The sequence below is a fragment of the Lysinibacillus sp. K60 genome (assembly GCF_019731275.1).
In the GTDB taxonomy this organism is placed as follows: Bacteria; Bacillota; Bacilli; order Bacillales_A; family Planococcaceae; genus Lysinibacillus; species Lysinibacillus capsici.
Genome location: NZ_JAASJR010000008.1, coordinates 84,047 through 109,491 on the forward strand (window position 1 = coordinate 84,047; position 25,445 = coordinate 109,491).

At 36.7% G+C, this 25,445-nt stretch carries 23 protein-coding genes; 6 read left to right on the forward strand and 17 right to left on the reverse strand.

The window, feature by feature from the left end; all coding sequences use genetic code 11:
- Positions 1 to 10: 10 nt before the first annotated feature.
- From HCH28_RS17445 to HCH28_RS17475, 7 genes are all read right to left on the reverse strand, one after another.
- Complete coding sequence (locus HCH28_RS17445; RefSeq protein ID WP_016992165.1) at positions 11 to 1,231, reverse strand: ABC transporter substrate-binding protein; 1,221 nt, start codon at positions 1,229 to 1,231, stop codon at positions 11 to 13.
- 403 nt (positions 1,232 to 1,634) lie between these two features.
- Complete coding sequence (locus HCH28_RS17450; protein WP_221682399.1) at positions 1,635 to 2,237, reverse strand: class I SAM-dependent methyltransferase; 603 nt, start codon at positions 2,235 to 2,237, stop codon at positions 1,635 to 1,637.
- Positions 2,238 to 2,323: 86 nt separating this feature from the next.
- Positions 2,324 to 4,105 carry a CotH kinase family protein gene (locus HCH28_RS17455; protein WP_221682400.1) on the reverse strand — a complete coding sequence of 594 codons (1,782 nt, stop codon included), beginning with the start codon at positions 4,103 to 4,105 and terminating at the stop codon, positions 2,324 to 2,326.
- Between the two features lie 42 nt (positions 4,106 to 4,147).
- On the reverse strand, positions 4,148 to 4,831 hold the full coding sequence (locus HCH28_RS17460; protein WP_131521792.1) for a DUF4956 domain-containing protein: 684 nt from the start codon (positions 4,829 to 4,831) through the stop codon (positions 4,148 to 4,150).
- 19 nt (positions 4,832 to 4,850) lie between these two features.
- On the reverse strand, positions 4,851 to 5,552 hold the full coding sequence (locus tag HCH28_RS17465; RefSeq protein WP_221682401.1) for a polyphosphate polymerase domain-containing protein: 702 nt from the start codon (positions 5,550 to 5,552) through the stop codon (positions 4,851 to 4,853).
- Between the two features lie 208 nt (positions 5,553 to 5,760).
- Positions 5,761 to 7,176, reverse strand: a complete 1,416-nt coding sequence (locus tag HCH28_RS17470; RefSeq protein WP_221682402.1) for a sensor histidine kinase — start codon at positions 7,174 to 7,176, stop codon at positions 5,761 to 5,763.
- Positions 7,160 to 7,846 (reverse strand): response regulator transcription factor, encoded by a 687-nt coding sequence (locus HCH28_RS17475; RefSeq protein WP_221682403.1) that lies wholly within the window; start codon positions 7,844 to 7,846, stop codon positions 7,160 to 7,162. The genes HCH28_RS17470 and HCH28_RS17475 overlap by 17 nt, the downstream gene beginning before the upstream one ends.
- 219 nt (positions 7,847 to 8,065) lie before the next feature.
- Between HCH28_RS17475 and HCH28_RS17480 the strand changes: the two genes are divergently transcribed.
- Entirely contained in the window at positions 8,066 to 8,398 is a 333-nt protein-coding gene (locus tag HCH28_RS17480) for a heme oxygenase (RefSeq protein ID WP_048395499.1), read from the forward strand.
- A 111-nt stretch (positions 8,399 to 8,509) separates the two neighbouring features.
- Here the strand turns inward: HCH28_RS17480 and HCH28_RS17485 are convergent, their stop codons facing one another.
- Positions 8,510 to 9,529 (reverse strand): YeiH family protein, encoded by a 1,020-nt coding sequence (locus tag HCH28_RS17485; RefSeq protein ID WP_221682404.1) that lies wholly within the window; start codon positions 9,527 to 9,529, stop codon positions 8,510 to 8,512.
- Positions 9,530 to 9,642: 113 nt separating this feature from the next.
- On the opposite strand from HCH28_RS17485, the gene HCH28_RS17490 reads away from it, so the two are divergent.
- Positions 9,643 to 10,524 (forward strand): LysR family transcriptional regulator, encoded by an 882-nt coding sequence (locus HCH28_RS17490; RefSeq protein WP_221682405.1) that lies wholly within the window; start codon positions 9,643 to 9,645, stop codon positions 10,522 to 10,524.
- Between the two features lie 16 nt (positions 10,525 to 10,540).
- Here the strand turns inward: HCH28_RS17490 and HCH28_RS17495 are convergent, their stop codons facing one another.
- Positions 10,541 to 11,458: a LysR family transcriptional regulator gene (locus tag HCH28_RS17495; protein ID WP_221682406.1), complete on the reverse strand. Its 918-nt coding sequence runs from the start codon at positions 11,456 to 11,458 to the stop codon at positions 10,541 to 10,543.
- Positions 11,459 to 11,580: 122 nt separating this feature from the next.
- Here HCH28_RS17495 and HCH28_RS17500 point away from each other — a divergent pair, with 122 nt between their 5' ends.
- Positions 11,581 to 12,771, forward strand: a complete 1,191-nt coding sequence (locus tag HCH28_RS17500) for a coenzyme F420-0:L-glutamate ligase (protein ID WP_004233524.1) — start codon at positions 11,581 to 11,583, stop codon at positions 12,769 to 12,771.
- 185 nt (positions 12,772 to 12,956) lie between these two features.
- Here HCH28_RS17500 and HCH28_RS17505 read toward each other — a convergent pair whose 3' ends face one another.
- On the reverse strand, positions 12,957 to 13,595 hold the full coding sequence (locus HCH28_RS17505; protein ID WP_221682407.1) for an RNA ligase family protein: 639 nt from the start codon (positions 13,593 to 13,595) through the stop codon (positions 12,957 to 12,959).
- Positions 13,596 to 13,619: 24 nt separating this feature from the next.
- A complete protein-coding gene (locus HCH28_RS17510) occupies positions 13,620 to 14,576 on the reverse strand; it encodes an AAA family ATPase (protein ID WP_221682408.1) in 957 nt (318 codons plus the stop codon).
- Between the two features lie 438 nt (positions 14,577 to 15,014).
- On the opposite strand from HCH28_RS17510, the gene helD reads away from it, so the two are divergent.
- Positions 15,015 to 17,318 carry an RNA polymerase recycling motor HelD gene (helD, locus tag HCH28_RS17515; RefSeq protein ID WP_221682409.1) on the forward strand — a complete coding sequence of 768 codons (2,304 nt, stop codon included), beginning with the start codon at positions 15,015 to 15,017 and terminating at the stop codon, positions 17,316 to 17,318.
- Positions 17,319 to 17,369: 51 nt separating this feature from the next.
- Here the strand turns inward: helD and HCH28_RS17520 are convergent, their stop codons facing one another.
- The 5 genes from HCH28_RS17520 to HCH28_RS17540 form a co-directional block, all read right to left on the reverse strand.
- Positions 17,370 to 18,125, reverse strand: coding sequence for an amino acid ABC transporter ATP-binding protein (locus HCH28_RS17520; protein WP_048395482.1), 756 nt, complete (start codon positions 18,123 to 18,125; stop codon positions 17,370 to 17,372).
- A gap of 13 nt (positions 18,126 to 18,138) precedes the next feature.
- On the reverse strand, positions 18,139 to 18,840 hold the full coding sequence (locus HCH28_RS17525) for an amino acid ABC transporter permease (protein WP_221682410.1): 702 nt from the start codon (positions 18,838 to 18,840) through the stop codon (positions 18,139 to 18,141).
- 12 nt (positions 18,841 to 18,852) lie between these two features.
- Positions 18,853 to 19,560 carry an amino acid ABC transporter permease gene (locus HCH28_RS17530; protein WP_221682411.1) on the reverse strand — a complete coding sequence of 236 codons (708 nt, stop codon included), beginning with the start codon at positions 19,558 to 19,560 and terminating at the stop codon, positions 18,853 to 18,855.
- Positions 19,561 to 19,642: 82 nt separating this feature from the next.
- Positions 19,643 to 20,506 (reverse strand): transporter substrate-binding domain-containing protein, encoded by an 864-nt coding sequence (locus tag HCH28_RS17535; protein WP_221682412.1) that lies wholly within the window; start codon positions 20,504 to 20,506, stop codon positions 19,643 to 19,645.
- Between the two features lie 3 nt (positions 20,507 to 20,509).
- On the reverse strand, positions 20,510 to 21,709 hold the full coding sequence (locus HCH28_RS17540) for an acyl-CoA dehydrogenase family protein (RefSeq protein ID WP_221682413.1): 1,200 nt from the start codon (positions 21,707 to 21,709) through the stop codon (positions 20,510 to 20,512).
- Between the two features lie 282 nt (positions 21,710 to 21,991).
- Between HCH28_RS17540 and HCH28_RS17545 the strand changes: the two genes are divergently transcribed.
- Complete coding sequence (locus HCH28_RS17545) at positions 21,992 to 22,738, forward strand: hypothetical protein (RefSeq protein ID WP_221682414.1); 747 nt, start codon at positions 21,992 to 21,994, stop codon at positions 22,736 to 22,738.
- Between the two features lie 87 nt (positions 22,739 to 22,825).
- On the opposite strand, the gene HCH28_RS17550 is transcribed toward HCH28_RS17545, so the two are convergent.
- Positions 22,826 to 23,206 carry a VOC family protein gene (locus HCH28_RS17550; RefSeq protein ID WP_048395473.1) on the reverse strand — a complete coding sequence of 127 codons (381 nt, stop codon included), beginning with the start codon at positions 23,204 to 23,206 and terminating at the stop codon, positions 22,826 to 22,828.
- Between the two features lie 225 nt (positions 23,207 to 23,431).
- Here HCH28_RS17550 and HCH28_RS17555 point away from each other — a divergent pair, with 225 nt between their 5' ends.
- Positions 23,432 to 25,381, forward strand: coding sequence for a methyl-accepting chemotaxis protein (locus HCH28_RS17555; RefSeq protein ID WP_221682415.1), 1,950 nt, complete (start codon positions 23,432 to 23,434; stop codon positions 25,379 to 25,381).
- Positions 25,382 to 25,445: the final 64 nt, after the last annotated feature.

The following is a 25,445-nucleotide window of genomic DNA, read 5'->3' on the forward strand; positions in this document are numbered from 1 at the left end:
TTACAAAACATTAAGGATTAACTTTAGAGTTGAACACTTGTTTACCGTCTTTAAATTCAAGAACTGTTGCTGTTTTAATTGGGTTATGATTTTCGTCAACTGAGAAAGTACCTGTTACTAAAGAAAGATCTTTTGTTGCAGCTAATTCATTTTTAATTGCTTCCCCATCTGTAGAGCCTGCACGTTTAATTGCATCAGCAATGTAGTAAATTGTGTCATAACCAAGTGCGTTGAATGCGTCAGGCGCTTTGTCACCATTTGCCGCTTTAAATGCCTTTACGAAATCTTGAATTTTTTGATCTGGGTCCTCAGCAGAATAGTGGTTTGTGATGAATGTGTTATTCAATGCATCCGCGCCAGCTAATTCAATTAAAGTTGGAGAATCCCAACCATCAGCACCCATCAGAGGTACATCAATGCCCATTTCGCGTGCTTGTTTAACAATCAAACCTACTTCTTCATAGTATCCAGGGATAAAGATAAAGTCTGGATTTGCTGCTTTAATATTTGTTAATTGTGTACGGAAGTCTGTATCCTTCGCTACATAAGCTTCTTCTTTTACAACTTTTCCGCCACTCTTCGTAATCGTTTCTTTAAAGGATTTTGCTAAACCTTTTGCATAGTCTGATGCATTATCTGCAAAAATAGCTACATTTTTCGCATCTAGCTCACCTGAAGCAAAATTAGCTGCTACAATCCCCTGGAATGGGTCAATAAAGCATGTACGGAAAGCATATTCATTAACACTGCCATCCTCATTTACCGTGATATTCGGTGCTGTACCAGAACCCGTAACAATAGGAATTTTATTATCATTTGCAATTTGAACAGTAGCTACTGTATTACCTGAAGTCGCAGGTGCTAGCATTGCTACTACTTTATCCTGCGTTGCTAGTTTAATAGCAGCTGAAGTTGCTTCAGAGTTCTCTGATTTATTATCTACTTTAATCAGTTCAATTTTCTTACCATCAATACCGCCAGCATCATTAATTTCTTTTACAGCCAGTTCTGCACCTAGCCCAATAGAGGAACCATAAGATGCTACATTCCCTGAAAGCTCTAAGTTGGCACCAATTTTAATTGTATCGCCATCAGATGAGCCTCCGCCTGATGATGAGCCTCCGCCAGAACTTGAATCGTCTCCGTTACCGCAACCAGCAAGAACACCAGCAAGTAATGAAGATGCTACTAAAAGTGAACCGAACTTCTTAAGCTTTTTGCTCTCTCTCATAATTAAATTCCCCCTGAAAATTTCTCAAATATTAGATATTTCTGATAATTATAACCAATTAAATTCATTTACTCAATAGCCAAAATAATTATTTATAACTATCTAAAAACAAAAGAAAATATTATTCATATAAGCCTTTTTCATTGTAAAACATTCTTTATATTTAGTCTAGAGTGATTTTTCAGTATAATTAGTTATTTGTGAATTATCTTTTAATTCAAACTATAGACTAGTACAAAACTATCAGATGAAATTGTTTTTTCAAAATAAATTCTAGTTGATTGAAAGACCCCCTTCATCTATTACAATTATTTCCCTGAAAATAATCATAGGGTCTACGAGTAACTAATTGCTGATACCTGTACTGCAAATGGGAAAAGCTTAGAGTGGGCTTCCCCATACTCTAAGCTTTTTTTAATTCAAACACACAAATGCGCTCATTAATATTTGTTTCATTTTCTAAATGAACTTCATGAAGCAACTCAAATGGTGTTCCATGATGTAAAAATTGTAAATAATCGTAAGGCGGATAATATAAAATTATATGAATATCCCGCATGCGCTGCTCATAGGATTTCCAAATATTATGAATGACTGTGCGAAAAATATGGATGGAAAAGGGATTAAAAAAGAAAAACACATTATCACGTGACTTTATTTCATATGATTCGGCTATTGTATGAATAAACTTAATAGGGGCATGTGCTTTCATTTTTTGAAGATAATTACGTTTATTTTCTTCAGCCTCCGTATAAAAACCCGCATCCATCTCTATCCCAATGGTTGGTATATGAAACTTATGGTGCACAAAAATAGGAACTCGTCCTTTCCCGCACCCCATATCAATAAATACTGGATATTCAGGCATCTGATACGTAGCGAATAATTGCTCCAATCCACTGTAGGGTGTTGGCTCATAACGATGATAGTGTGCAAGCTTAGGAAAGCCATATTGCTCTCCCACCGTGTTTATATGCAAATGTTTATCAAATTGCTGTTCATTCATATGAAAGGACTCCTCAGAAAAGAATGCTTTATTTTAACAGATAAAAAGCAAAAACCATACCCAAAGATATTGGATATGGTTATTTTCTAACGACCTCTACGTTTAAATTTAACAACAAAGAGAAGTGCAAGAAGGAGTAGCACTAGACATGTAATGGCTGTAAACACTGTATTTTTATCAATAACAGGCCCGTGATTTGCAGCTTCACTATTCGCACCAGGCATTCCCATTGGGGCTCCATTTCCATCAGGAGGTTGCATTTGTTCTCCATTTTGTCCATCTCTCGGACCTCCACCCTCTCTATTAAAAGGTGGACTCTTTGATGGGTCAAAGTCCTCTGGTAGCTGACTTGGATCAAATTCATCTGGCATCGAATTCATTTCACCATTTTCACTTGGCATTGGCATACCCATATTGCCCTGAGAAGACGTAGATGCTTCCACTACAAGCTCCCCAGACAGTTGCTTTAATATAGATTCCGAGCGCCTTTTGGCAAATTCCGGCAAGCTATTTTCACCTTCAACTGCTTCTAAAAATTGCTCCGTAGTAGAGAACTTGGTTGGATCTGCCTCCACATAAGTAGTTAATAGCACAGCTAACTTTTTAGTAATAGTTTGCACATAATCTTCTGTTAAATAAGTGGACGCTAGCTCTTCTAGATACTCTTCATATTTGGCACGGTATTCTTCATTAGCAAGCAATGCATTTAGGAGTGGCCGCTCCTCTAATGTTGTGCCGGAAACAGGGGTTGTTACACTAAAATTAATAGCACTATCATTTAATAAATTGCCCGACATGCCCATTCCCATATCAAAGCCGCCATCTCGTTGTTGCTTATCCCCATCAACAGTTTGATCGGGTTGTCCATTGTTTTGTGCCACTGGTTTTTCCTTATTAGTAGTAGCGTCAGCTTGATTTCCGCTGTTTCCTCCTGCTATTCTACCACCTCCAGCCCCAAAGCCACCAAAGGACATGTTGTAATCCCAAGGAATAATAGAAAATACACCGTTCTGTTCATATAAATAATAGTTATGTTTCATATTCCCTTGATAACTATCTAAATTCACAAGTGCTGTGTTGACAGCAAAATAACGTAACATTTCATCGACATCGATATACTTTTCTATGTTTCCGCCATTATTAATAGCATCTAGCATTTCAACAAACTTTGATTGTTCAATATTACCTTCATTAGTTTTTAATCCAATGCCTGTATAGTCTTCGATATCGTCGCTAATATATTTTAAATCGCTGCCTATCCCATCTGGCTTAAATAAAAAGCCATCATTAGAGCCGTAATAATTAGCCAGGAATGTCTCATCCACAGCTTCTACCCCTAAAAACAAACCCCGCTCCTCACCATTCACTGTCACATACATATAGGAGTGTGCCGGTGTTGGTAAACCCATTTGCTCCATCAATTCATAAGAGATATACTCTCTCATTAATGTAGAGTCACTATAATTATTGTTTAAATTTAATTTTTTTAAGCCATATAAGCTTTGTGTATCATCATAATAATCAAAATCAATTTTTAAGCTATAGCGATCTGAGTCACTATTGACAACCGATCGTAATGATAGATTGCCCTTAGTACGAATAGCAACATTCTCAATTTTCTTTCCATTTACTGTAATATCTGCTTGTTTTAATTCTTCAGCAGAAGCATTTTCCAGCAGATCTGCCCAATCTTCCTCAGCTATCTCGATATCTACAGTGGTTACTTTATTGCTATTAAACACTATATTCTCATATGAGAACTCAGATTTTTTCGTTTCAATGCCTACATTCGGAAGTACAGCATATATCACGACAAAGTGAAGGAGTAAAATTGCCATGCACAGATAGACAATTCGGGTTTTAATCATAGCCGTCACCTCTCAACGTAGTTCTATTTATTATTGAGGTCATTACGCTGTGAAATTCCCATCATAGCTCAGCATAATGGCTGATTTTACACCAGCTACCTTTGTTAGTTCATCCATCAGTTTTGCATCATTTTGTTTTACACGAATTTCATAAGTTGTTTCGATTTCATTCTGTTGCATAATGGATTTCGATTTGAGAGCGAATTTTTTTGTTTGCGCAGCAATAATTCGCTCAATTTCAGCATTAGCCAACTCTTCTTCAAACTTTACAATCAGTAAATACGGATTTTCTACCGTTATTTTATTAACGAATATGAGCAATACAAGTCCGATTAAAACAGCACCAATAATGACTAATGGAATAAAGCCAGCACCACATAAAATACCTGAAACAATTGCCCAGAAAATATAGACTAAATCCATTGGATCCTTAATAGGTGTACGGAAACGTACAATAGATAAAGCACCAACCATACCAAGTGACAGCAGAACATTTGAACTGATTCCCATAATCACTAGTGCTGTTGCCATTGTCATTATAAGTAGTGAGATATTGAATGAATGGGAGTAAATGACTCCATTAAAGGTCTTCTTATAAACAGCATAAATGAAAAGCCCAATAAAAAACGCGACTACTAAACCAATAATTGAATCGATTAATGAAAATGAGGTTGTTTTTTCTAAAAAGTTGGATTTAAAAATATCACTAAATTTAATTGTATCCATTGTTCATTCTCCTTTATTATTAGCCGTACATACGACTAAGTTGATATTTTGAATAGGCCTCAGCACGAGTATCTACTGACTGTAGTAAATACTTGATGATGTCTGGTAGATACTCATCGTACTTTACCTCTAAAATTACAAGATTCGGCTCCAGCACATCGACCATAGGCAAGTTTTGATTAAACATATCAGTGTTGCGTAGACTCGATTGCACCTTACTATCAAATGTCACACGCACATTGCCAAACGGATAGACATAGGCTTCTCGTTCGTAATCCACTACCGTAGTAGGTCGCAACTGGTTGTAATTCATCTCGAGATATAAATCTCGAATTAGCGCTCGATCATCATTCTCCATCCAGGCTATCTCGCCAATACGTAGTTTTTCATACTCAGCTTGAGATATTGAACATTTTGTTTTAAAGGTTACATTGTTACGTTTACTCTTCCGCTCAAGATTAATAACATCACTCGATTTGCAGTATATGCGTACTCGATATTTATCTCGATTAATAAAGCCCTCTTTTTTCTCATTTAACACTTTATTGGCAAAATTATCGAAGTACGTACTACGAATCAAATATTTACCGTCTAAGCCAGCATGTTGATCTCGCTGCATAACATGCTGAAGCTTGGCTTTTAATAATGCATAATCTGGATAGGAGATCGCTTGTTTTATTTCTTGGCGACCATTTGGATTAAATGAAGTAATTATTGGCATCTCATCACTCTCCCTACTTGTATTAGTGTCAGACTGACAAACCTTCAATGATGCTCGTCCCTATGTTCATTTCCCGTCTACATCGTTTACTATAAAGGGCTTTTATGTCAGGCAGATGTCAGCTTTACAAATTCTTCAACTCTCTTTTACAATACAAAGCAGTTTTCTGGGAGACGGATTAAAACAACATAAAAAGGCTACTGCGCTCTTATAGCGCAGTAGCCTTTTGCAATACTAATTCAAAATGTGTTCCAGAGGGATTGCTTTCAATTAATCGCAAATCGCCCCCTACGGATTGGGCCATCATTTTACTAAGTGGTAATCCTAAACCCAAGCCGCGAACAGTATATTTTTTATTTTCTCCTCTATAAAAGCGCTCAAAAATAAATGCCTGATCCTCTAGAGGGATTCCTTGTCCTGTGTCCTTCACCAACACTGACAGAGTCTCCGCTTGATCTATCACCGTCAAGGTTATTGTTCCTTTGTCCATCGCCTGTTTAGCATTGGTTAATAGGTTTGTAATGATTTGTTGGATACGAACAATATCTACCTGTACCAATGCAGGGTGTTCCAACAAATGTAAATGAACTTTTACATGTTCATCTTCCTGTATTACTTCCCACTGTGCCACCGCCTCTCGTAGTAGCTGATTAACATCAACTGACTCTATCTGCACAGGGATAGCATCGACAGCAAAATGGTTAAAGGCAAGTAAGTCACCAACCATTGTTTTCATTTTTGTCGTTTCGACCATAGCCATTTCAATGAATTCCATAGCATCCTGTCCCGTTACAACACCATCTCTTACAGCCTGTAATAAACCACTTATAGAGGTGACAGGTGTTTTCAATTCATGGGTGACACCTGCTAGTAATTCCGTTCGAGTTTTCTCCAGCTGTTCTAATTTATTTGCCATATTTTTAAAGGAGGAAACAAGCTCATAGACCTCCTCTTCCTTACTATCTTGAGGCAAATCAATTGCATAATTGCCTTCTTGTACATGCTTGGCAGCCTCTGCTACTTGTTTAATGGGATGGGCCAAGCGCTTTGACAGAAAGTAAATAGCGATCCATCCTAATAATGCTAATGCTCCAATTAATATGGCAAGCTGTCCATATGCTTGATTAACTCTTGTTAAATTCTCCTTCTTCTCCATCACCAGGGCCCAACCCAATAACTCATGATTATTTTCTATCTTTCTTTTCACTACATATTCAGGTTCAAGTCCATCCTTTATTTCCTTAGTACCTTCTTTTCCATCCAACAAGTCAGCTACATTTTTGGCACTATCAGGCGGTACTGGACGGTTGCTTGTCAGTATATTTCCCTCTGTATCTACAACATACAAAATCGGATCGATCTCTTTCATATTAAAACGCTGACGATCCCCTATGAAACCTGGAATACCATTTATAGGTCCATTATTAGGATTTGTTGTATCCGTTAAACGATAGACCGTCTCGTCTGCTAAAAACTCCATTAATTCTAATCGGTTTTCAAATGTTGTATGACGAATCCACGTTGCTGAGATCAAAGATACAATAGCTAAGCCTATAAAGAGTGTCAGTAAATATCGGCTCGTCCAATATTGAAGTAAGGATATTCGCTTATTTTTTTTGAACACTTAGCTGATACCCCAATCCACGTAGTGTCTTTATTTCTCCTTCCGCCTCATCCCATTCTTTTAAAGCCTTCCTAAGCCTCTTTATAGCTAAATCTACAGCACGATCACTACCCTCATACTCCCATCCCCAAACTTGATCTATAAGCTGATCACGGGTAAATGTTTGATTAGGGTGATCAGCTAAAAACATGAGCACTGATAAATCTCTTGGCGTTAATACAATCTCTTCTCCATGCAAACACACTTTATGCGCTTTACAATCAATCACTAGAGATCCATACTGCTTACTAGTAGCTGACTCAGGACTACCTATAGCACGTCTTAAAACAGCCCTCACTCTTGCAACAACTTCATCTGCGATAAAAGGCTTGACAATATAATCATCTGCCCCATGATCAAACCCCTTTAGACGGTAATTAACCTCACCTAATGCTGTTAACATGATAACTGGGCAAGTACTTCGTTCTCTTATTTCTTTTAAAATGGTCCAACCATTTTTTTCTGGCAACATAATATCTAGCAACACTAGATCTGGCTGTGTTTCACGAAACATGACCAAGGCTTGACCACCATTGAAACATTGTGTCACACTATAACCCACTTTTTGTAAATACACCTTTAAAACCTGGCTTATTGGATATTCATCCTCTATTACTAGAATGTTTGCCAAAGTCAATCACCTCGCTACTAGTTCACTCTTATGTTCATTATAGCACTGGATTATGTCAGTTAAATGTCAGCCTATCCATTACCCATTAACTACTAGCACAGATTATATAGAGGACATCTATTGACAATGTCTTCCTCAGCCACTTATCATTGAGTGCGAATGATAATCACTGATAATTCATTCAAAAACCTAGTAAATGAAATTAAGGGGGGTAAAAGCATGATTATTGTAACTAATCGTATTCAAGTAAAACCCGGTTTTGCTGCGAGAATGGCACCAAATTTTACAAAGCCAGGTCCTCTGCAACAGTTTGAAGGCTTTCATAAAGTAGAGGTATTAATTTCAACTGATGATCCTACTTATGACGAAATGAGTGTTAATATGTATTGGGAATCTAAGGAGCATTTCCAAGCATGGCGTAATAGCGATGCATTTGCTGCAGCCCATCAACGCCCAAATTCGGGTTCTGAGGGAGAAAAGGCTGACAGTCCAATTATCGGCAGCAAAATAGTGGTGGCGGAATTAGCTTCTTCTATAGAAGCTTTAAATTAGTAAACGACGATTAAATTACTTATACATTATCTTCTGATTCTATCTAAAAAGCCCTGCATGTTGAACGATCATGCAGGGTCTTTTTTCTTGGTATAACAAACACTGATTAAATCAATATAAAAGAATGACTAGTATATAGCCCAGCACGGATAGACAGACTGAGCCAATTAAACCTGCAATAAATGCCTTTACACCTAGCTCCTTAAACGTTTTCATCTCAACATTTAGTCCTAGACCTGCCATTGCCATAGCAATTAAGATATAAGCAGTATCTACTAATACTTGCGATACATTCGCTGGTATAATCCCTAAGGAGTTTATAGCACTCATCGCTAAAAATCCTAAAATAAACCACGGTATGATGGATAAAGAAAATGCTTTTTTCTCTTCACTTTTGTCCATTCTTCGATAGAAAATACCAATAACAATCGCTACAGGTACGAGCAGGGCCACACGTGTTAATTTCACAATGACGGCTATATCAATTGCTTCATTTCCACCAGCTGATGCAGCTGCAATTACATGAGCAATTTCATGTAATGTCCCCCCTGCGAAAATACCATACGCAGTAGGTGTTAAATCGATGATGGAATAGAGTACCGTATAAATAAGTGTAAATATAGTCCCCAATAACGCAACAATCGCTGCCCCTACCGCCGTTTCCTTTTCATTTGCTTTAATTTGAGGTGCAATTGCCACTACTGCAGCAGCTCCGCAAATGGCAGTCCCGCAAGCTGTTAATATCCCTAGCTTTTGTTCGACTTTAAATATTTTTGTTAGGCCGTACACAACAATTAATGCAAATAGCAAATTAATGACTGCAATAAAAAAAACGTTAGCTCCCGCATGATAAATATCTGCCAAATTTAAGCGCATACCCAATAAAATAATACCAAAGCGTAATAGCTTCTTGCTAGAAAATGAAATACCTACTTGCCAAGAATCTTGTACTTTAAATGCTGCTCGCCAGGTCATCCCTAATATAATGGCAATAACCAACTGTCCCAATATTGATAGGAAAGGAAATGTGGCAATATATTTCGCTACTAAAGCAATAAGAAGCGTTAATAATATCCCCTTCAAGAAATTTGGATTAAGGGTGGATTTTAATTTATGTTGTCTATTAACCATGATGTTCACTTCTTTCTCCCTTGTTGATTATTACTTTAATAAAGAGTGCACTATTAGTAAAATACATATATATAATCATTATTATTAATATTTCTAATAATAGAGGTGAAGATATGCAATTGGATGCTTTAAAAACATTTATCACACTGGTTGAGATCAATAATTTTACAAAGACCTCTGAAATACTTCATATTTCACAACCAAGTGTTAGCTTACACATTAAGAATCTAGAGCAAGAATTACAAACAACCTTATTTATTCGCTCCCCAAAATCGGTGCAAATTACACCAACTGGTGAAATTCTTTATAAACGAGCAAAGCAAATCATGGCGATAGCTGAAGCTGCAAAAGAAGATATCGCTGCCTATCACCAAGAAGTACAAGGTACGCTAGTCATTGGGGCAAGCTTTACAATTGGCGAATATATATTACCTCCAATCATTGCAAGCTTACAGCAACAATTCCCACAACTTGAACTTCAAATTATTATTGGCAATACAAAAGAAATCATTCAATATACAAAATTACTGCAAGTCGATATTGGTCTAATTGAAGGACAGGCTCATGATAATGAACTAGTCATTAAGCCATTTATGCAAGATGAGTTATTTATTGTTAGCGACAGTAATCATCCTCTTACAAAGCAACAATCTCTGACTGCTGATAAACTCCAGCAACAAAGCTGGGTTGCGCGTGAAGAAGGCTCTGGAACACGTTATTATCTGGATCATTTATTCAGAGCAAATGGTTTACAGATTCAATCGCTTTTGACTATTAGCAGTAATCAGGGCGTGAAGGAGAGCGTTATGCAGGGACTTGGTCTTTCCTTATTGTCTGCCTGTGTGATAGAACGTGAATTAAAAAATGGGGATATGACTATTCTGCCCCTTGAAGGACAGCATTTTATGCGAACATTTTCTTATCTTTGCTCACCAACCATGAAAAATAAACGCAATGTCGACATACTGATTGATATCTTAATAAAAAAAGCATAGCGGCCTTATCTCGTCGCTAAGCTCTTTTTATGGTTCTTCTCGTATTAAAATGTTTATTTTCGATGATTTCAACAAATTTCATTGCAGCTCTAGAAAGAGGTACTGACTGCAAATAACACATACCAATGCTTCTCGTAGGAATACTTTCCATTAAAGTTAATTCATAAAGAAGACCTCGTTGAAGATAGTCCTTTGAAAATTCCTTTGTTACACATGCAATGCCAAGGTTACTACGCGCAAACTCGAGTACCAAATCATGTGAGCCTAGCTCAAACTCTGGCTCTATGTGAACGCCTCTTGTAAAAAGATAATCTTCCACATACTTCCTTGAATTCGATTTTTTCTCTAGAAAGATAAGAGGAAATTTTAAAAGATCCTCATAGCTTAAACTTTTAGATGAAAGTGTTTTATATTTTTCCCCACAGACAAAAATATCCTGAATATCTGTACATACCGTTAACTGTAATGTTGAATCTTCTATTGGAAAATTACAAAATCCTATATCTACTTCACCTGATTTAATAAAATTACAAATTTCAGAGGTTGTTCCATTTAGCATTTGCAATTTAATATTCGGATACATTGTATGGAATGCTTCTAAATAAGGCATTAAAAAGAAACGTGAGATCGTATCTCCTACCCCTATTTTTAATTGCCCTGTTGTTAAATTTTTGAATTCAAGTAACTTTTCTTCACCAGCATCTAAAAGTCCTAAGGCAGAATTAGTATATTCAAAAAGTAGGCTGCCTTCTGTTGTTAATGTCACACCTTTAGGTGTTCGATTAAAAAGACGTGTGCCAAGCTCATTTTCTAATTGCATCATTGCCTGACTAACAGCTGGCTGTGTCATATATAAATCTTTTGCTGCACTAGAAAAGCTATTATTTTTTGCTACAACACTAAAAACACGATATAAATCTAATTTCCCTATCATATAAGCACCTCTTATAGCTATTATATGAACTATTAATTTTACTTATATCATTAACGAGCCTTATAGTAAAATCATATGGATTTTATATCACTTTACGCTAGATAGAATGAGGAGAGATTAAATTGGAACGTGTAATCGGTACAGTTGTAAGAGGTCTTCGTGGTCCTATTATTAATGAAGGCGATAATATTGAACAAATTGTTGTAGATACAGTGTTAAATGCAGCACATATTGAAGGATATGCAATCGAGGATCGTGATATTGTGACAGTAACTGAATCTGTCGTGGCACGTGCACAAGGAAACTATGCTACGATTGATGATATTGCCATAGATGTAGCGGCTAAGTTTGGTGATGATACGGTAGGGGTTATTTTCCCCATATTAAGTCGAAACCGCTTCGCCAATTGTTTACGAGGCATTGCTAAAGGTGTAAAAAAGGTAGTATTAATGCTAAGCTACCCATCTGATGAAGTGGGTAATCACCTTGTAGATATTGATGAGCTCGATGTAAAAGGCATTAACCCATGGACGGATACACTCAATGAGGTTGAATTCCGCGAGCATTTTGGCTATAAAAAACACACATTTACTGGTGTAGATTATATTGAATACTATAAAGAGTTAATTGAAGCAGAAGGGGCTACGTGTGAGGTCATCTTCTCAAATAATCCAAAAACAATTTTAAATTACACAAAGAGTATCTTAACGTGTGATATTCATTCACGCTTCCGCACAAAACGTATTCTAACAGCGAACGGTGCTGAAAAGGTTTACAGCCTTGATAATATTTTAGCTGAATCAATTAATGGCTCTGGTTTCAATGCTGAGTACGGTCTACTTGGCTCGAACAAAGCAACAGAGGATAGTGTTAAATTATTCCCACATACTTGCCAACCAATTGTTGATGGAATCCAAGCAAAAATTAAAGAAGCTACAGGAAAAACAGTAGAAGTTATGATTTATGGTGACGGCGCATTCAAAGATCCTGTGGGTAAAATTTGGGAGCTTGCAGATCCTGTTGTATCCCCGGCATTTACCGCTGGATTACATGGAACACCGAACGAGGTTAAATTGAAATATTTAGCGGACAATGATTTTGCAGACCTTCGAGGTGAAGAACTAAAGGCTGCTATTTCTGAATACATTCAAAATAAAGATGAAGATTTAACAGGTCAAATGGCTGCACAAGGAACAACGCCTCGTCGATTAACAGACCTTATCGGTTCCTTATCTGACCTTACATCTGGTTCGGGTGACAAAGGAACACCAATGATTTACATTCAAGGCTACTTCGATAATTACACTAAATAAACAAACAAAAATGAACTCTCGTCCTCAAGAAGAGAGTTCATTTTTTTATGGCGAGGATAACAGGAATCGAACCCGTAGTCCCATTGGAAAGGGATATGCACTCCATGCACCTACCTCGTAATAGATGATTGTTGAATGCTTGCTATAGTATTACATTGTGCTCAGTCCCTTCTTTTCTTAATTGGTTAGGATTTTAATTTATTTGGAATAATTTCTTCTCTTAGCCAATGCTCACTTGTTTGAACATGTTTCGGTCTCACAAACTTTCCTAAATTATAGCGGAAATCTTCGTAATGGAATGAGCTAGTATTTCTAATGACATACCCCTCTTGTTCCCCTTCAAAGAATGATTTTCCAGTGAATGTACGTTTTATCTGTTCTTCGTCAAAAATTCCTCGGTATAAAACAGGCACTGTTTCTATACCTAACTCTGCAGCAAAGGCAACGGTTTCATCCCAGCTCAAACAAATATTTTCTTCGTTCCAAATACTAAACAAGTAGAAATAGCTTGTTAATCCTTGATAATAAATAGAATGCTTGGCATAAACATTTTCACCACATAAGCGCCAGTCCTTTGGAATCCGATACGCAAAATTCGCGTGAAATGTTTTTACCCAATGTCTTGTAGGATGGTTGGCTGAATGAATACTTCTAGCATGCATATAGTCTCTGTAAAGTGTTGTCCCTTCTCCATCTAACTTTTCAGTGACAACAACCTCTTTTCCAATAAAATGATTCACATTTCTAGCAACTTTATCATCATCGGTGTAGCCTCTGCTCCACGGTAAATGAAAACTTCTTGGGTATTTCATGAATTTCGTCATATTTTCACCTCCCTTTCCTAATGTCTATTTGGCAAATTGATCTGCCTCACGGAAAAAATAAAGCCTTGTTAATAAATCACCGTCTAATAAATGATAAATTTGGCTTCCCCCTCTATCTCCCCCATACTGGATTAACATATGATATTGCACTAAATGAACAACCTTTAATACAAGTTCCTTTTCAAAGCCCAACTCTAATAGAAAATGGCAAACCAGTTGAGCAGATACATTTTCATGTCCAAAATAACCATAACGCTGTTGCAAAGGTTTATATTTTTTACAAAATGGTTTACCGACATCATGAAACAATGCAGCTATTTGTAGAGCTAGTTTATCGCTTTCTAAGTAGTACTCATTGATATACGCGTACACAAAATACGTATGCTGACATAGCAAAAATTGATGGAATGGATTTTCTTGATCGAATTGATAAATTTCTTTGAAAAGTGGGACTGCTTGAAGTGTTTGAAAAAGCTCTTCATAGGTGGGGTGGCCTTGTATGAGTGAAATAAACTGTTGTCGAGAAAGATCATAGGGACTTGATTCATGGACAATATGCAATTCATTAAATCCTTCTCCTAGTGTTGGGAATTCTAAATGCTTTCTCATTTTTTCCATCACGATTAATGGTACATGCCTTTTCCTTTGCTGGTTTCTGGCTACACAGATTGAATAAGGTGTATCAAAGTAATAACATACCTTTAGCACTGTACTTGGTATTTTACGAAGTGCAAACATCCTGCGCTCTCGTTCAATATTGGTTGCATCCACAATGACAGAAAATCCTTTTGCCACTAAATCATTAAGACGTTCATATAACGTACGAAAGACTATACGTGATTTTTGCTTCGTTGAATCTCCAAATAACTCCTGGCGTATAGCGTCGCTTGATAGGACAATTGCATTTTCATTTTTAGCTAACTGTTTCACAAATGTACTTTTTCCACTACCCGGCAACCCCACTGTAAAGATTACCTTCATTCTTTTCACCTCCCTTCAAGTTTCTATATCGTATGACATGCCACATTCTTTAGTGTCTCTATAGCATTTCATTCACTTATTTTTAATAACAATTTATTATAATCAGTCATAATATGAAGCAATATTACATATAAAAAAGACGGCTCCACCTTTTTGTAGAGCAGTCTCTGTATATCAATATCTTATTACCTTACACATTTATTGTATCATAAATTTACAATAATTTCTAGACTATACTTCTTTCCGAAGTAGATGTATGATAAATTTCCTGCTTCAATCCCCCCATATCACCTGCATTTGGATACTTTCACTATATTCTAATTGGTGGTTGGACAAACAATTAAAATAGCATCACAATTACCTTCTTCTCACCATCTATTGAGGTGAGGGTTACTGTCAAAGGAAGCAAATAACTATGGAGAGGAATGTGAGTAAACGTTGGAAAATCAAAAAGAATGGCTGGAAGAAAAGCATCACCTTGAGGATTCTTTAAACATTATTGTTCATAAAATAAAAGAGTTAGAGCATAAAGAAAAAGGCTTTAAAGAAAATGCTGTTGTCTTAAAGAAATCCTTTTGGAACGATGTGAGAGTCAATCTAGATACCGCTGAGGATGTAGACGAAACCTTTTTTGCAATTAAGCAGCAGGCAGAGCTTTTATCTGACTCAGAGCTTGCACAGGAACGTGCAATTCGTAATGTAAAGGTATATGAACGTTTACAACAGTCACCCTATTTTGCTCGTATTGACTTTTTACAAGATGGGCAACAAGACCCTTTAAAAATTTATATCGGTGTAGCCACATTATTAGATAAACAGGATGAAAATATCGTCATTTTTGATTGGCGAGCGCCTATATCGAGTATGTATTATGATTACACACCTGGTGATGCATCCTACGAAACATTAGGTGAAGAAATTCATGGAGAAATGCTGTTAAAACGGCAATTTATCATTAAAAATGGTCAACTACAATCCATGTTTAATACAGGCCTTACAATTGGTGATGACCTATTGCTCGATATCCTTGCCCAAAATGCAAATGAGCATATTCGTAGTATTGTTGCGACAATCCAAGCAGAGCAAAATAAAATTATTCGCCATGTAAATTCACGCTATCTTATTGTCGAAGGCGTTGCAGGTAGTGGCAAAACAGCTGTAGCCTTACAGCGGGTAGCTTATCTTCTTTACCGTTATCGTGATGAAATGACAGCCGATCAAATATTGCTAATTACACCTAATCAACTTTTTAATCAATATGTTCATTCAGTCTTACCTGATTTAGGTGAAGATAATATGCAGCAGTTAACGTTTATAGAATATGCTGAAAAGCGATTAGGTAAACAGTTTCAATTGGAATATCCTTATGAGCAACTTGAAGATCTGTTAATAGAAAAAGATGATGCTCAGTATCAAACAAAATTAAGCATCATTTCATTTAAAGCGAGCCTCACTTTTAAACATTTGCTGGATCAGTATGTTCGTTATTTATCTGATAAAGGCTTGTTATTTAAAAATATCGTTTTTCGCGGTGAACGTATTATTACTGCACAGGAGATTTCCGAATACTTCTATTCTTTCCCTTCTACTATGTCGATACCAGATCGTCTACAATTAGTAAAAGAATGGTTATTGCAACGGCTAACGAAATTGGAAAAGGCTGAGCGTACAAAGGTGTGGGTAGAAGAAGCTACTGAGCTATTAGATAAAGAAGACTACTCCAAATCATATAGTGAACTTTTATATGAGGGGCGTTATACTGAAAATTCATTTGATGATTTTGATCAAGAACGCTATAAATTAGCAAGACAAATTGTCAAAAAACACTTTAAACCATTACGTAACTCCGTTCACCAGTTAAAGTTTGTCCATATGTTGGGTACATATCGACAGCTCTTTGATTTGAATAGTTCTATTAACAAGGTTTTACAACACCTTAAGCCAGACAACTGGGAGGACATTTGTCTACAAACACTCCCTAATTTAGCAAAGCGTTTGATTGCCTATGAGGATGCTGCACCATTTTTATACTTACAGGACAAAATTGAAGGACAACAGACCAATAGGATGATCCGTCATGTATTAATTGATGAAGCACAGGATTATTCACCATTCCAACTTACTGTATTACAGCAGTTATTCCCAAAAGCACGTATGACCATTTTAGGTGATGGCCATCAAACGATTCATCCACATACCTTTAGTAATCCTTCTCTACTGGACACTCCATTATATGGTGAGCAGGCAGAAAAAATGATATTAACAAAAAGCTATCGTTCGACAAAGCAAATCATACAACTCACTTCCAAAATTTTAAATGACGGTAGTGAAGTAGAAGCTTTTAATCGAACTGGCCCCGAACCATCGATTACTATTGTGCCAAATGAAGTGGAATTAATGGATCAAATTATTCAAAACATCAACCATTTATCTGTTGAATTCGAAACAATTGCTGTCATCTGTAAAACTGCAGCCGAGTGCTCTGCTGTTTACAAGCAATTAAACAATCGAGTAGATATTCAATTGATCAATCATCATACAAAGCAGTTTAAAAAGGGTATTTTATTACTTCCAGCTTATATGGCAAAAGGCATCGAATTTGATGCGGTCATCATCTATAATGCATCTGCAGCTAATTACTCAAGAGAAAGCGAACGGTACTATTTCTATACGGCGTGTACGAGAGCTATGCATGAGCTGCACATTTATTCCATTAATAAATTAACGTATTTCCTTCAATAATAGGTAACAGGAGAATCTGTAAATAACAGATTCTCCTGTTCTATTGCTGTTTTATATATAGAACGTATAGTCTTCTGGAATGACACGTTTTAAAAATTTCTTCGTTCGCTCCTCTTTTGGGCTGACGAAAATATCATGAGGGCTACCTTCCTCTACAACCACTCCTCCATCCATGAAAATTACGCGATTGGCAACATCTTTGGCAAAGCCCATTTCATGTGTTACTACAAGCATTGTTGTACCCTCCGCTGCAATATTTTTCATGACCTGTAGAACCTCACCTACCAATTCAGGGTCAAGTGCGGACGTTGGTTCATCAAATAAAATAATATCAGGATTCAAAGCAACAGCTCGTGCAATACCAACACGTTGCTGTTGACCTCCTGACAACTGACTCGGATAGGCATCATATTTGTCTGATAAACCTACTTTATCAAGTGCCTTTTTACCAATTTCCACAGCCTGTGCTTTAGGAATTTTACGTCCAATGATTAACCCTTCTGTTACATTCTCTAATGCCGTTTTATTAGTGAATAGATTATAGTTTTGAAAGACAAATGCGACACGTTGGCGAATTGCATGCACGTCTTTTTTCTTTACATGTTGAAAATCAACCTGAATATCACCAAATGTCGCATGGCCTTGATCAGCCTTCTCTAAAAAATTGATACAACGTAATAATGTTGTTTTTCCTGAGCCACTGGGGCCTAAAATAACAACAACATCCCCTTTATCAATAGCTAAATCAACACCCTTTAAAATTTCATTGCCACCAAATGATTTATGAATATTTTTAATTTCTAACATGCTCGTTCACCCCTTAGACATTTGCCATTTTGTATTTGCTTAAATATTTTTCATAACGCTTAAACAAGTATTCAACCGTACTACATAAAATTAAGTACACAATAAAGATATCCAAATAGGCCTCTACATAATTGTAGCCAACGTTTGCCGCTACTTTTGCCTTCAGTGTAATTTCCGGAAGCGACATTGCGTAGCCTAGCGATGTAGCTTTAATGAGATTAACAGTAGCTGTGCAAATATTCGGCAATGCCACTACTAATGCCTGTGGAATGATGATGCGAGTATATGCTTGGAATGTTGACAAACCTACTGAGTGTGCAGCCTCTAGTTGCCCCTTTTCAATGGTACTTAACGCCGATCGAAAGACCTCAATTAAAATGGCTGTTGAGCTGAATGCAAATACAATAAACGCATACCAAATTGGATTGATTTTATAAATATCATACGCAATATGATATTTTTCAAAAATAATTTTTAACATTAACGGTATACTGCTATAGATAATGAAAATTTGTATTATAATCGGCGTTCCTCGAACAAAAGAAACATAAATCTTCGCTAGGTGATGGATAACTGGAATTTTATTGATCCTAGTTAGTGCTAGCAAAAACCCCAGTGGCAAAGCTATCACCAAAGCAACACCTGTGACTAGAAGCGCGATAGGTACACCAGACAAAGCTACGAAAAATGTTTCAAGTAAAAATTGATAATTCACCTTCACGCCTCCTTAAGTTGTTTCTAGGGTCTTCTTACCCTTGCCAAATACCTTTTCTAATATAGTAAATATTTTTTCTATAATAATAGATAACACCCAATAAATAATAGCCAATGCAATATAAATTTCTAAGGCATGAGCATTGATGTTACTTGCTATAATTAGATTTGCCTTACCTACAATATCAATTAGACCAATAGTATAAGCGAGTGCACCTTCTTGTAATAAAGCAATCATGCCATTTCCAAAGTTTGGTAAAGCAACAACCAGTGCCTGTGGAAAAATAATTCGACGATAGGCTTGGAATGGTGTTAGCCCTACACTAACGGCTGCTTCAAACTGCCCTTTTGGAATGGCTAAGTAGGCAGACCGTATCACCTCAGACATGATTGCCGCGAATTGTAAGGTGAAGGTTACAACAACAAATATGGCCGTTTCAATTGAATGGAGATTAAGACCAACATTTTCTGCTAATGCTGGGACGCCATAATAGACAAGAAATAACAAAACAATGGAGGGTGTACAACGCATAATCGTTGTATACAGATTGGCGAATTTAGTTAGCCACTTGACTGAAGATAGCTTAGCTGCCGCCAGCAATAAGCCGAATAGGGTACCTAAGATAATGGAGGACCCTGCAACTAAGAACGTAATTTTTAAAAATGGCAATAACACTGGGACTGCGTTCCAAATGTAGGTTGCGTCAAAATATTTATCCATTTCCTCACCAACTTTTGTTTTTATGAATAAAGACTGCTGAGCATTACTGACTCAACAGCCTAACTATTCGTTCCGATTTAAACTAACGATTTACGTTTTCCAGTACTTCAAATAAATCACGGCCATAGAATTTTGTACTTAATTCATTTGTTTTCTTTTGTTCTTTAACCTGAGCTATTGCTTTATCATAAGCGTCAGCAAATTCTTGCTCTTTTTTATTGAACAGTGGCCATGTTTTTATAACAGCAAATTCGTTATAGACAACGTCATCTTTTAGGTTATAATATGGGCCATCTTCTGCAAGTACTTGTTGTTTAAATGGTCCTTCAATCATGACACCACCATCAACACGACCTTCATTTACCCACTGCACTACATCAACAGTAAATGCGTCACCAGCCTTAAGTTTTACTTTATTATCTGGATTTGACATATTATATTCATCGATAATTGTATATTGAGCATTATTTGCAGCAATTGGTGCTAAAGAATAGCCCTTTTTCGCAAAATCTGCTAATGTTTTCACGCCTTCATCTTCTTTACGCAAAACTAAACCTGCGCTACTTAAACCTAAGAATTCCTTCGGGAAAATAAATTTCTCTGTACGTTCCTGAGTAAAGAATGCGTTTTTAACCCCTACTTGATATTTCCCTTGCTCCACACCAATTAATAAATCATCACTTGTTGTACCTACATACTCAAATTGATAATCAGGTAACAATTCATCTACTAATTTCATTACTTCTACATCATAACCAGTTGGATTTCCATTATCGTCAATGTAACTAATAGGCTTTGACGCTTGATCGTAGGCTACTTTTACTGTACGTACCTTTTCGCCATCACCCGAATCTTTATCTGCAGACTCTCCTGAATTACAACCTGCTAATAATGCGATAGAAGCCAAACCAATTGCTGCAAATTGAAAAATCTTATTCTTCTTCATATGTCATTTCTCCTTATTTTTCACGTGATTTAATGATTGATTTTCCCATAATTTCTGCTGTTCAATAGCGGCAGTCGCTAATTTAATAATCGTCATATCATCCATCGGTGGATTATGAAGCCCTGCACGAACATTGCGGTAATAACGTTGTAATGGATTGGATAGTTGCAAGCTTTTCGCCCCCACTACACGCATCGCTTTATCGACTATATCTATTGCCATGTTTGTTACTGTATGTTTAGCAATGGCCATTTCATTTGTTATTAGTCCACGTCTAGCAGGATCATCGTAAGCCTCAGCCACTCCGTATAAGACAAAACGTGCTTGATGGAGCTTTAATTCAATATCCCCTAAAAGCTGTTGTACGTTTGGCAATGTACTAATTGGCGCATTCAGGCTATTCGGTTGATGGTGATTAGCAAAATGAATAGCATAATCACGAGCTGCTTGTGCAATGCCTAAGTAAGTTGCTGGGATATGGAGTATCCAGCCATTTATCTTGCCACCACTCGGATGACTTGGTAACTCTACTAAATGCTCTGTTGCAATAAGCACATCTTTTAACACAAGGTCGTGGCTGCTTGTGCCTCGCATTGCAGACATCTCCCAATTCTCCTCAATGGATAGACCTGCTGAATCCTTATGAATGAGGAAGAAACCAACTTGCTGCTTTTCTTCAATCCAGGCGGAGGTAAGGAAATAATCGAGGACCGGAGATGCAGTCGTAAAAATCTTGCGCCCATTTATTAGCCAGCCACCTTTAGTAGAAATGGCATTTGTCCCTGGCCGCCCTCCTCGTGTTGGGCTACCTGTTGCCGCTTCACTAACAGCTCTATTAATCATGGCCCCTCTCTTTATTTCTTCAGCAAAAGTTATTAATAGATCATCAGTCCATAGTTTAGTTTCATAAATTTCACCGACAACGCCTAATGTCCACCCAAGGGAAAGAGAGGCATTTTCGTCATAGCTTGCTAGCGTCTCTTGTATGAGGACCATATCATAGACAGATAACCCTTCTCCGCCATATTGTTTCGGTAAAGTAAGTTGAGGATAGCCAATTTGTAAAAGTAATCGATGTGCTTCGAATGGAAAACGAGATTGCTCATCTACCTCAACAGCCTCTGCCTTGATTGGCTCAGCTAAAGCAGCTAGCTGATCTAGCCAATATCGTTGTCGCTCTGTTTTTACAAATAAATTCTTCAAATGAATCTCCTTCTTCCCAATATATATAAATCGTATAAATTTACTAAGGATTGATAGTGAAAAAAAATCTCTTGCTACATGAATGTAGTGAGATACTATTTGGTACTGAATTTTCTGATTCGTTGACACTTATAATACTTTTCGCATTAGAAAATGTCAATGGGTGAAATTCTAGTTTTTTTGTAAGTTTAATATGTATTACAAAGTTTCAATTTTTACCTTTGATTTATGCACCAAGCTTTTCTTACAACATATGCTAAGACTAATGAAAGAGGTGCATATATGACCAATAATTTAAATTCACCACTAAACGGTGGTATCATAACCCATTCGGCTCCACAAGTTATTCAAACTAAGTTTGGAGATATTAACGGGGATGGTTTTTTTGAAACCATTTTTTTAATGGGCACTAAACAGCCTGATAGTCCTTTATGGAGAAATCTAACACTGTCTATTTTTTATGGTCAAACACGACAAATGGAGCAAATTCCATTGAAACAGAATATGGGCTATAATCCGACTATTTTTTTGGGCGATTTTACTGGTAATCATATTGAGGATATTCTTGTTGTGTCTGATACAGGAGGTAGCGGTGGAATTGTTAATGGTGAGATTTTTTCCTCCATCAACAATCAAGTTCGTTCCATCTTTGATGCAGAGTCTTTTAATAATAAACTTAAATATAATGTCAATTATGTAGATCATTATAAGGCTGTTGTTCAGAGTTTTAATCCTGCTATTAAATACACAATTGATTTACAGTATAAAGGAGCCGATTACTTAGCTGAAATTTATAATTCAGATGGCACCTTGAAGCAACCGATTGAAGGCTGGGTAGATCCTTTTGGAGGACTATATCCTGTTGATTACGACCGAGATGGAACGTATGAAATTTTAGGATATCAAGAAATTGCAGGTAGATATCATGCTGATGGGTTAGGCTATGTAGAAAATATTTTAAAATGGAACGGTCATGAATTTATAATAGATCGACAAACGGTTGGTATTTTTGGTGAGGATTTATCATAGACGACAAATCTAGCTATTAAATATAGCTAAAACAGGAATCTGCTCATTTTTACTTAACTCTAACAAAAAACAAGCAGATTCCGTTTTTTACTTTTTCTTTTCAACCAAGGCAAAGTAATTATTTTCAGGGTCAGCAAAGTTAAAAACCCTACCCATTGGCATCATGACTAGATCTCCTACTTTAACGCCCTTTGCCTGAAAATCTTGGTACATCTCTTCAATTTTATCAGCGTAAAACATAATAGAAGGTGTTCCTAAATTTAGATCAGGTTGCATTTTAGCAATAATTTCTTTGTTGTGAAGCACAAAGGATGTTTGAGCTTCCTTAGTTGGTGCAATTTCAATCCAGCGCATGCCTGCCTCTTCCTGTTCAGAAATGACAACAAACCCCACTTTTTCTGTCCAAAACTTTACAATTGCATCTTGATCATTGACATATAACATTACTTGTCCAATTTGATGAATCATGACTTCATTCCCTCCTCTTTTGAGCATTAGTATACATCAAAAAGTGGCTTTATATAGCTTCTAACGCCATCAATTTAGGGAAATTTCGAACAATTGATAATGATATATATTACTAGGAAATAATTAATTCAAAGTACTTAACTTTTCTTTTATTTCTGATAGAATGAGTATTATTTACCTTTAAGGGAAAAGTATAGAATAAAACATTATGTGAGGATAATACAATTGAAACAACTAAGTTTAAGAAAAAAGCTTATTTTTTCGTTTTTAGCCATGCTTCTCATCCCAACACTATTGATTGGAATAGTATCTTACCAAAGTGCTGAACAACAAATTTCAGAGGAACAACGCGCAAGTGCGACTGAAAGTGTACGCATTCTAAATTCCAATATTACAAACATGATTGAACCAAAATTGAAAGATGTACAATATTTTTCACAAAAATTTAGTGAAACCTACTTTCTAGATGATAGCATTTTAGAATTGAAGTCATTATTAAGTGAATATGTCAACATGCACCCTGAAGTAGATTTGATATATATTGGGACTGCTGAAGGCAAACTATATGATCAGCCTGTTCAAGAGTATCCTGATGGCTTCGACCCTCGGACAAGGCCTTGGTATAAGCAGGCTTTAGCTAATAATGGGAAGACCTCAATTACTGCACCATATGTTACACAATCTACAGGTGACATTGTCATTACAATTACTCAGGCATTACCAGATGGTTCTGGCGTATTAGGATTAGATCTAAATATTTCTACATTAAGTGACATTACGAATAATATACGTATTGGAGAAACTGGCTTCGCTTCTCTTTTAGATAACAATAAAATTTACATTGCTCAGCCAGATAAAGAAAGTGGTACAGAGGCAACGGAAAGCTACATTACAAAAATTTATGAGCAGGAAAGCGGTACTATCATTGAAAAAGACCGTCACTTACAATTTGTTACGAATGAGTTAACAGGTTGGAAGGTAATTGGCACAATGTTTACTGCGGAAGCTGCAAAAGCTGCGGCATCCACATTGAACATTAATTTAATTATCATTATTATTTCCATTCTCGTTGGCGTTATTTTCATGCTCTTCATGATAAAGTCTATTGTTAACCCAATTAATCAATTGAAGCAAAGCGCATTAAAAATTAGTGACGGTAATTTAACGGAGTTTATTGAAATCCATTCTAAAGATGAAATTGGTCAGCTTGGCGAAGCCTTTATCTCTATGAAGGTAAGCTTAAAAAAATTAATTCGTAATGTTGATCAAAGCTCACAACATGTCCAAACAGCCGCTCAAAATTTATCTGCTAATGCAGAACAAAACATCGCTGCCTCAGAGCAAGTTGCTGATGCTATACAACAAATGGCAATTAGTACAGAAAAACAAACAACAGGTATTGATCAGAATGCCATTTCAGTTGAAGAGATTGCTAAAGGCGTTGTTGAAGTGGCAGACAGTTCCATGCAGGTTTCTGACCTCTCTAGCCATGCTATCCAATTGGCAGAAGAAGGTGGACAATCTGTCAAACAAACTGTACATCAAATGAATTCTATCCATAATTCTGTAACACAATCAGATACAATGATTAAAGCACTCTATGACCGCACGAAAGAGATCGGCTCCATTTTAGAAATGATTAGTGCTATTTCAGATCAAACAAATTTACTAGCACTAAATGCTGCTATAGAAGCAGCTAGAGCAGGAGAACATGGCAAAGGCTTCGCAGTAGTGGCGGATGAAGTACGCAAATTAGCAGAACAATCACATCAGTCAGCAGAGCAAATTTCTGCGCTCATTACTACTATTCAGCAGGATACGGCAAAATCTGTAGAGACAATGGTCAAAGCGTCGACAGATGTTCAAGAAGGCTTACAATTGACAGAAGAAACAAGTAGAAAATTCGAGAGCATTATTGAAAGTCTTCGGAACATTGCTCCGAAAATGGAGGATATTTCAGCATCTGCTCAAGAAATGTCTGCCGTTGTAGAAGAAGTGTCAGCGACCGCTATTGAACTTTCCGATCACGCAAAATTAAATGCTGCTGCTACGGAAGAAGTTGCCGCTTCCACGGAACAAACTTTATCTTCTATGCAAGATATGGCTTCGTCTGCCAAAACTCTACTTGATATGGCGGATGAATTGCAGGGTTATGTCAATCGTTTTAAATATTAATTATTTAACTGCTAGATCTGAGTTCAAGAAAGTATGGAACTCAGATTTTTTCTATTCCAAAAAG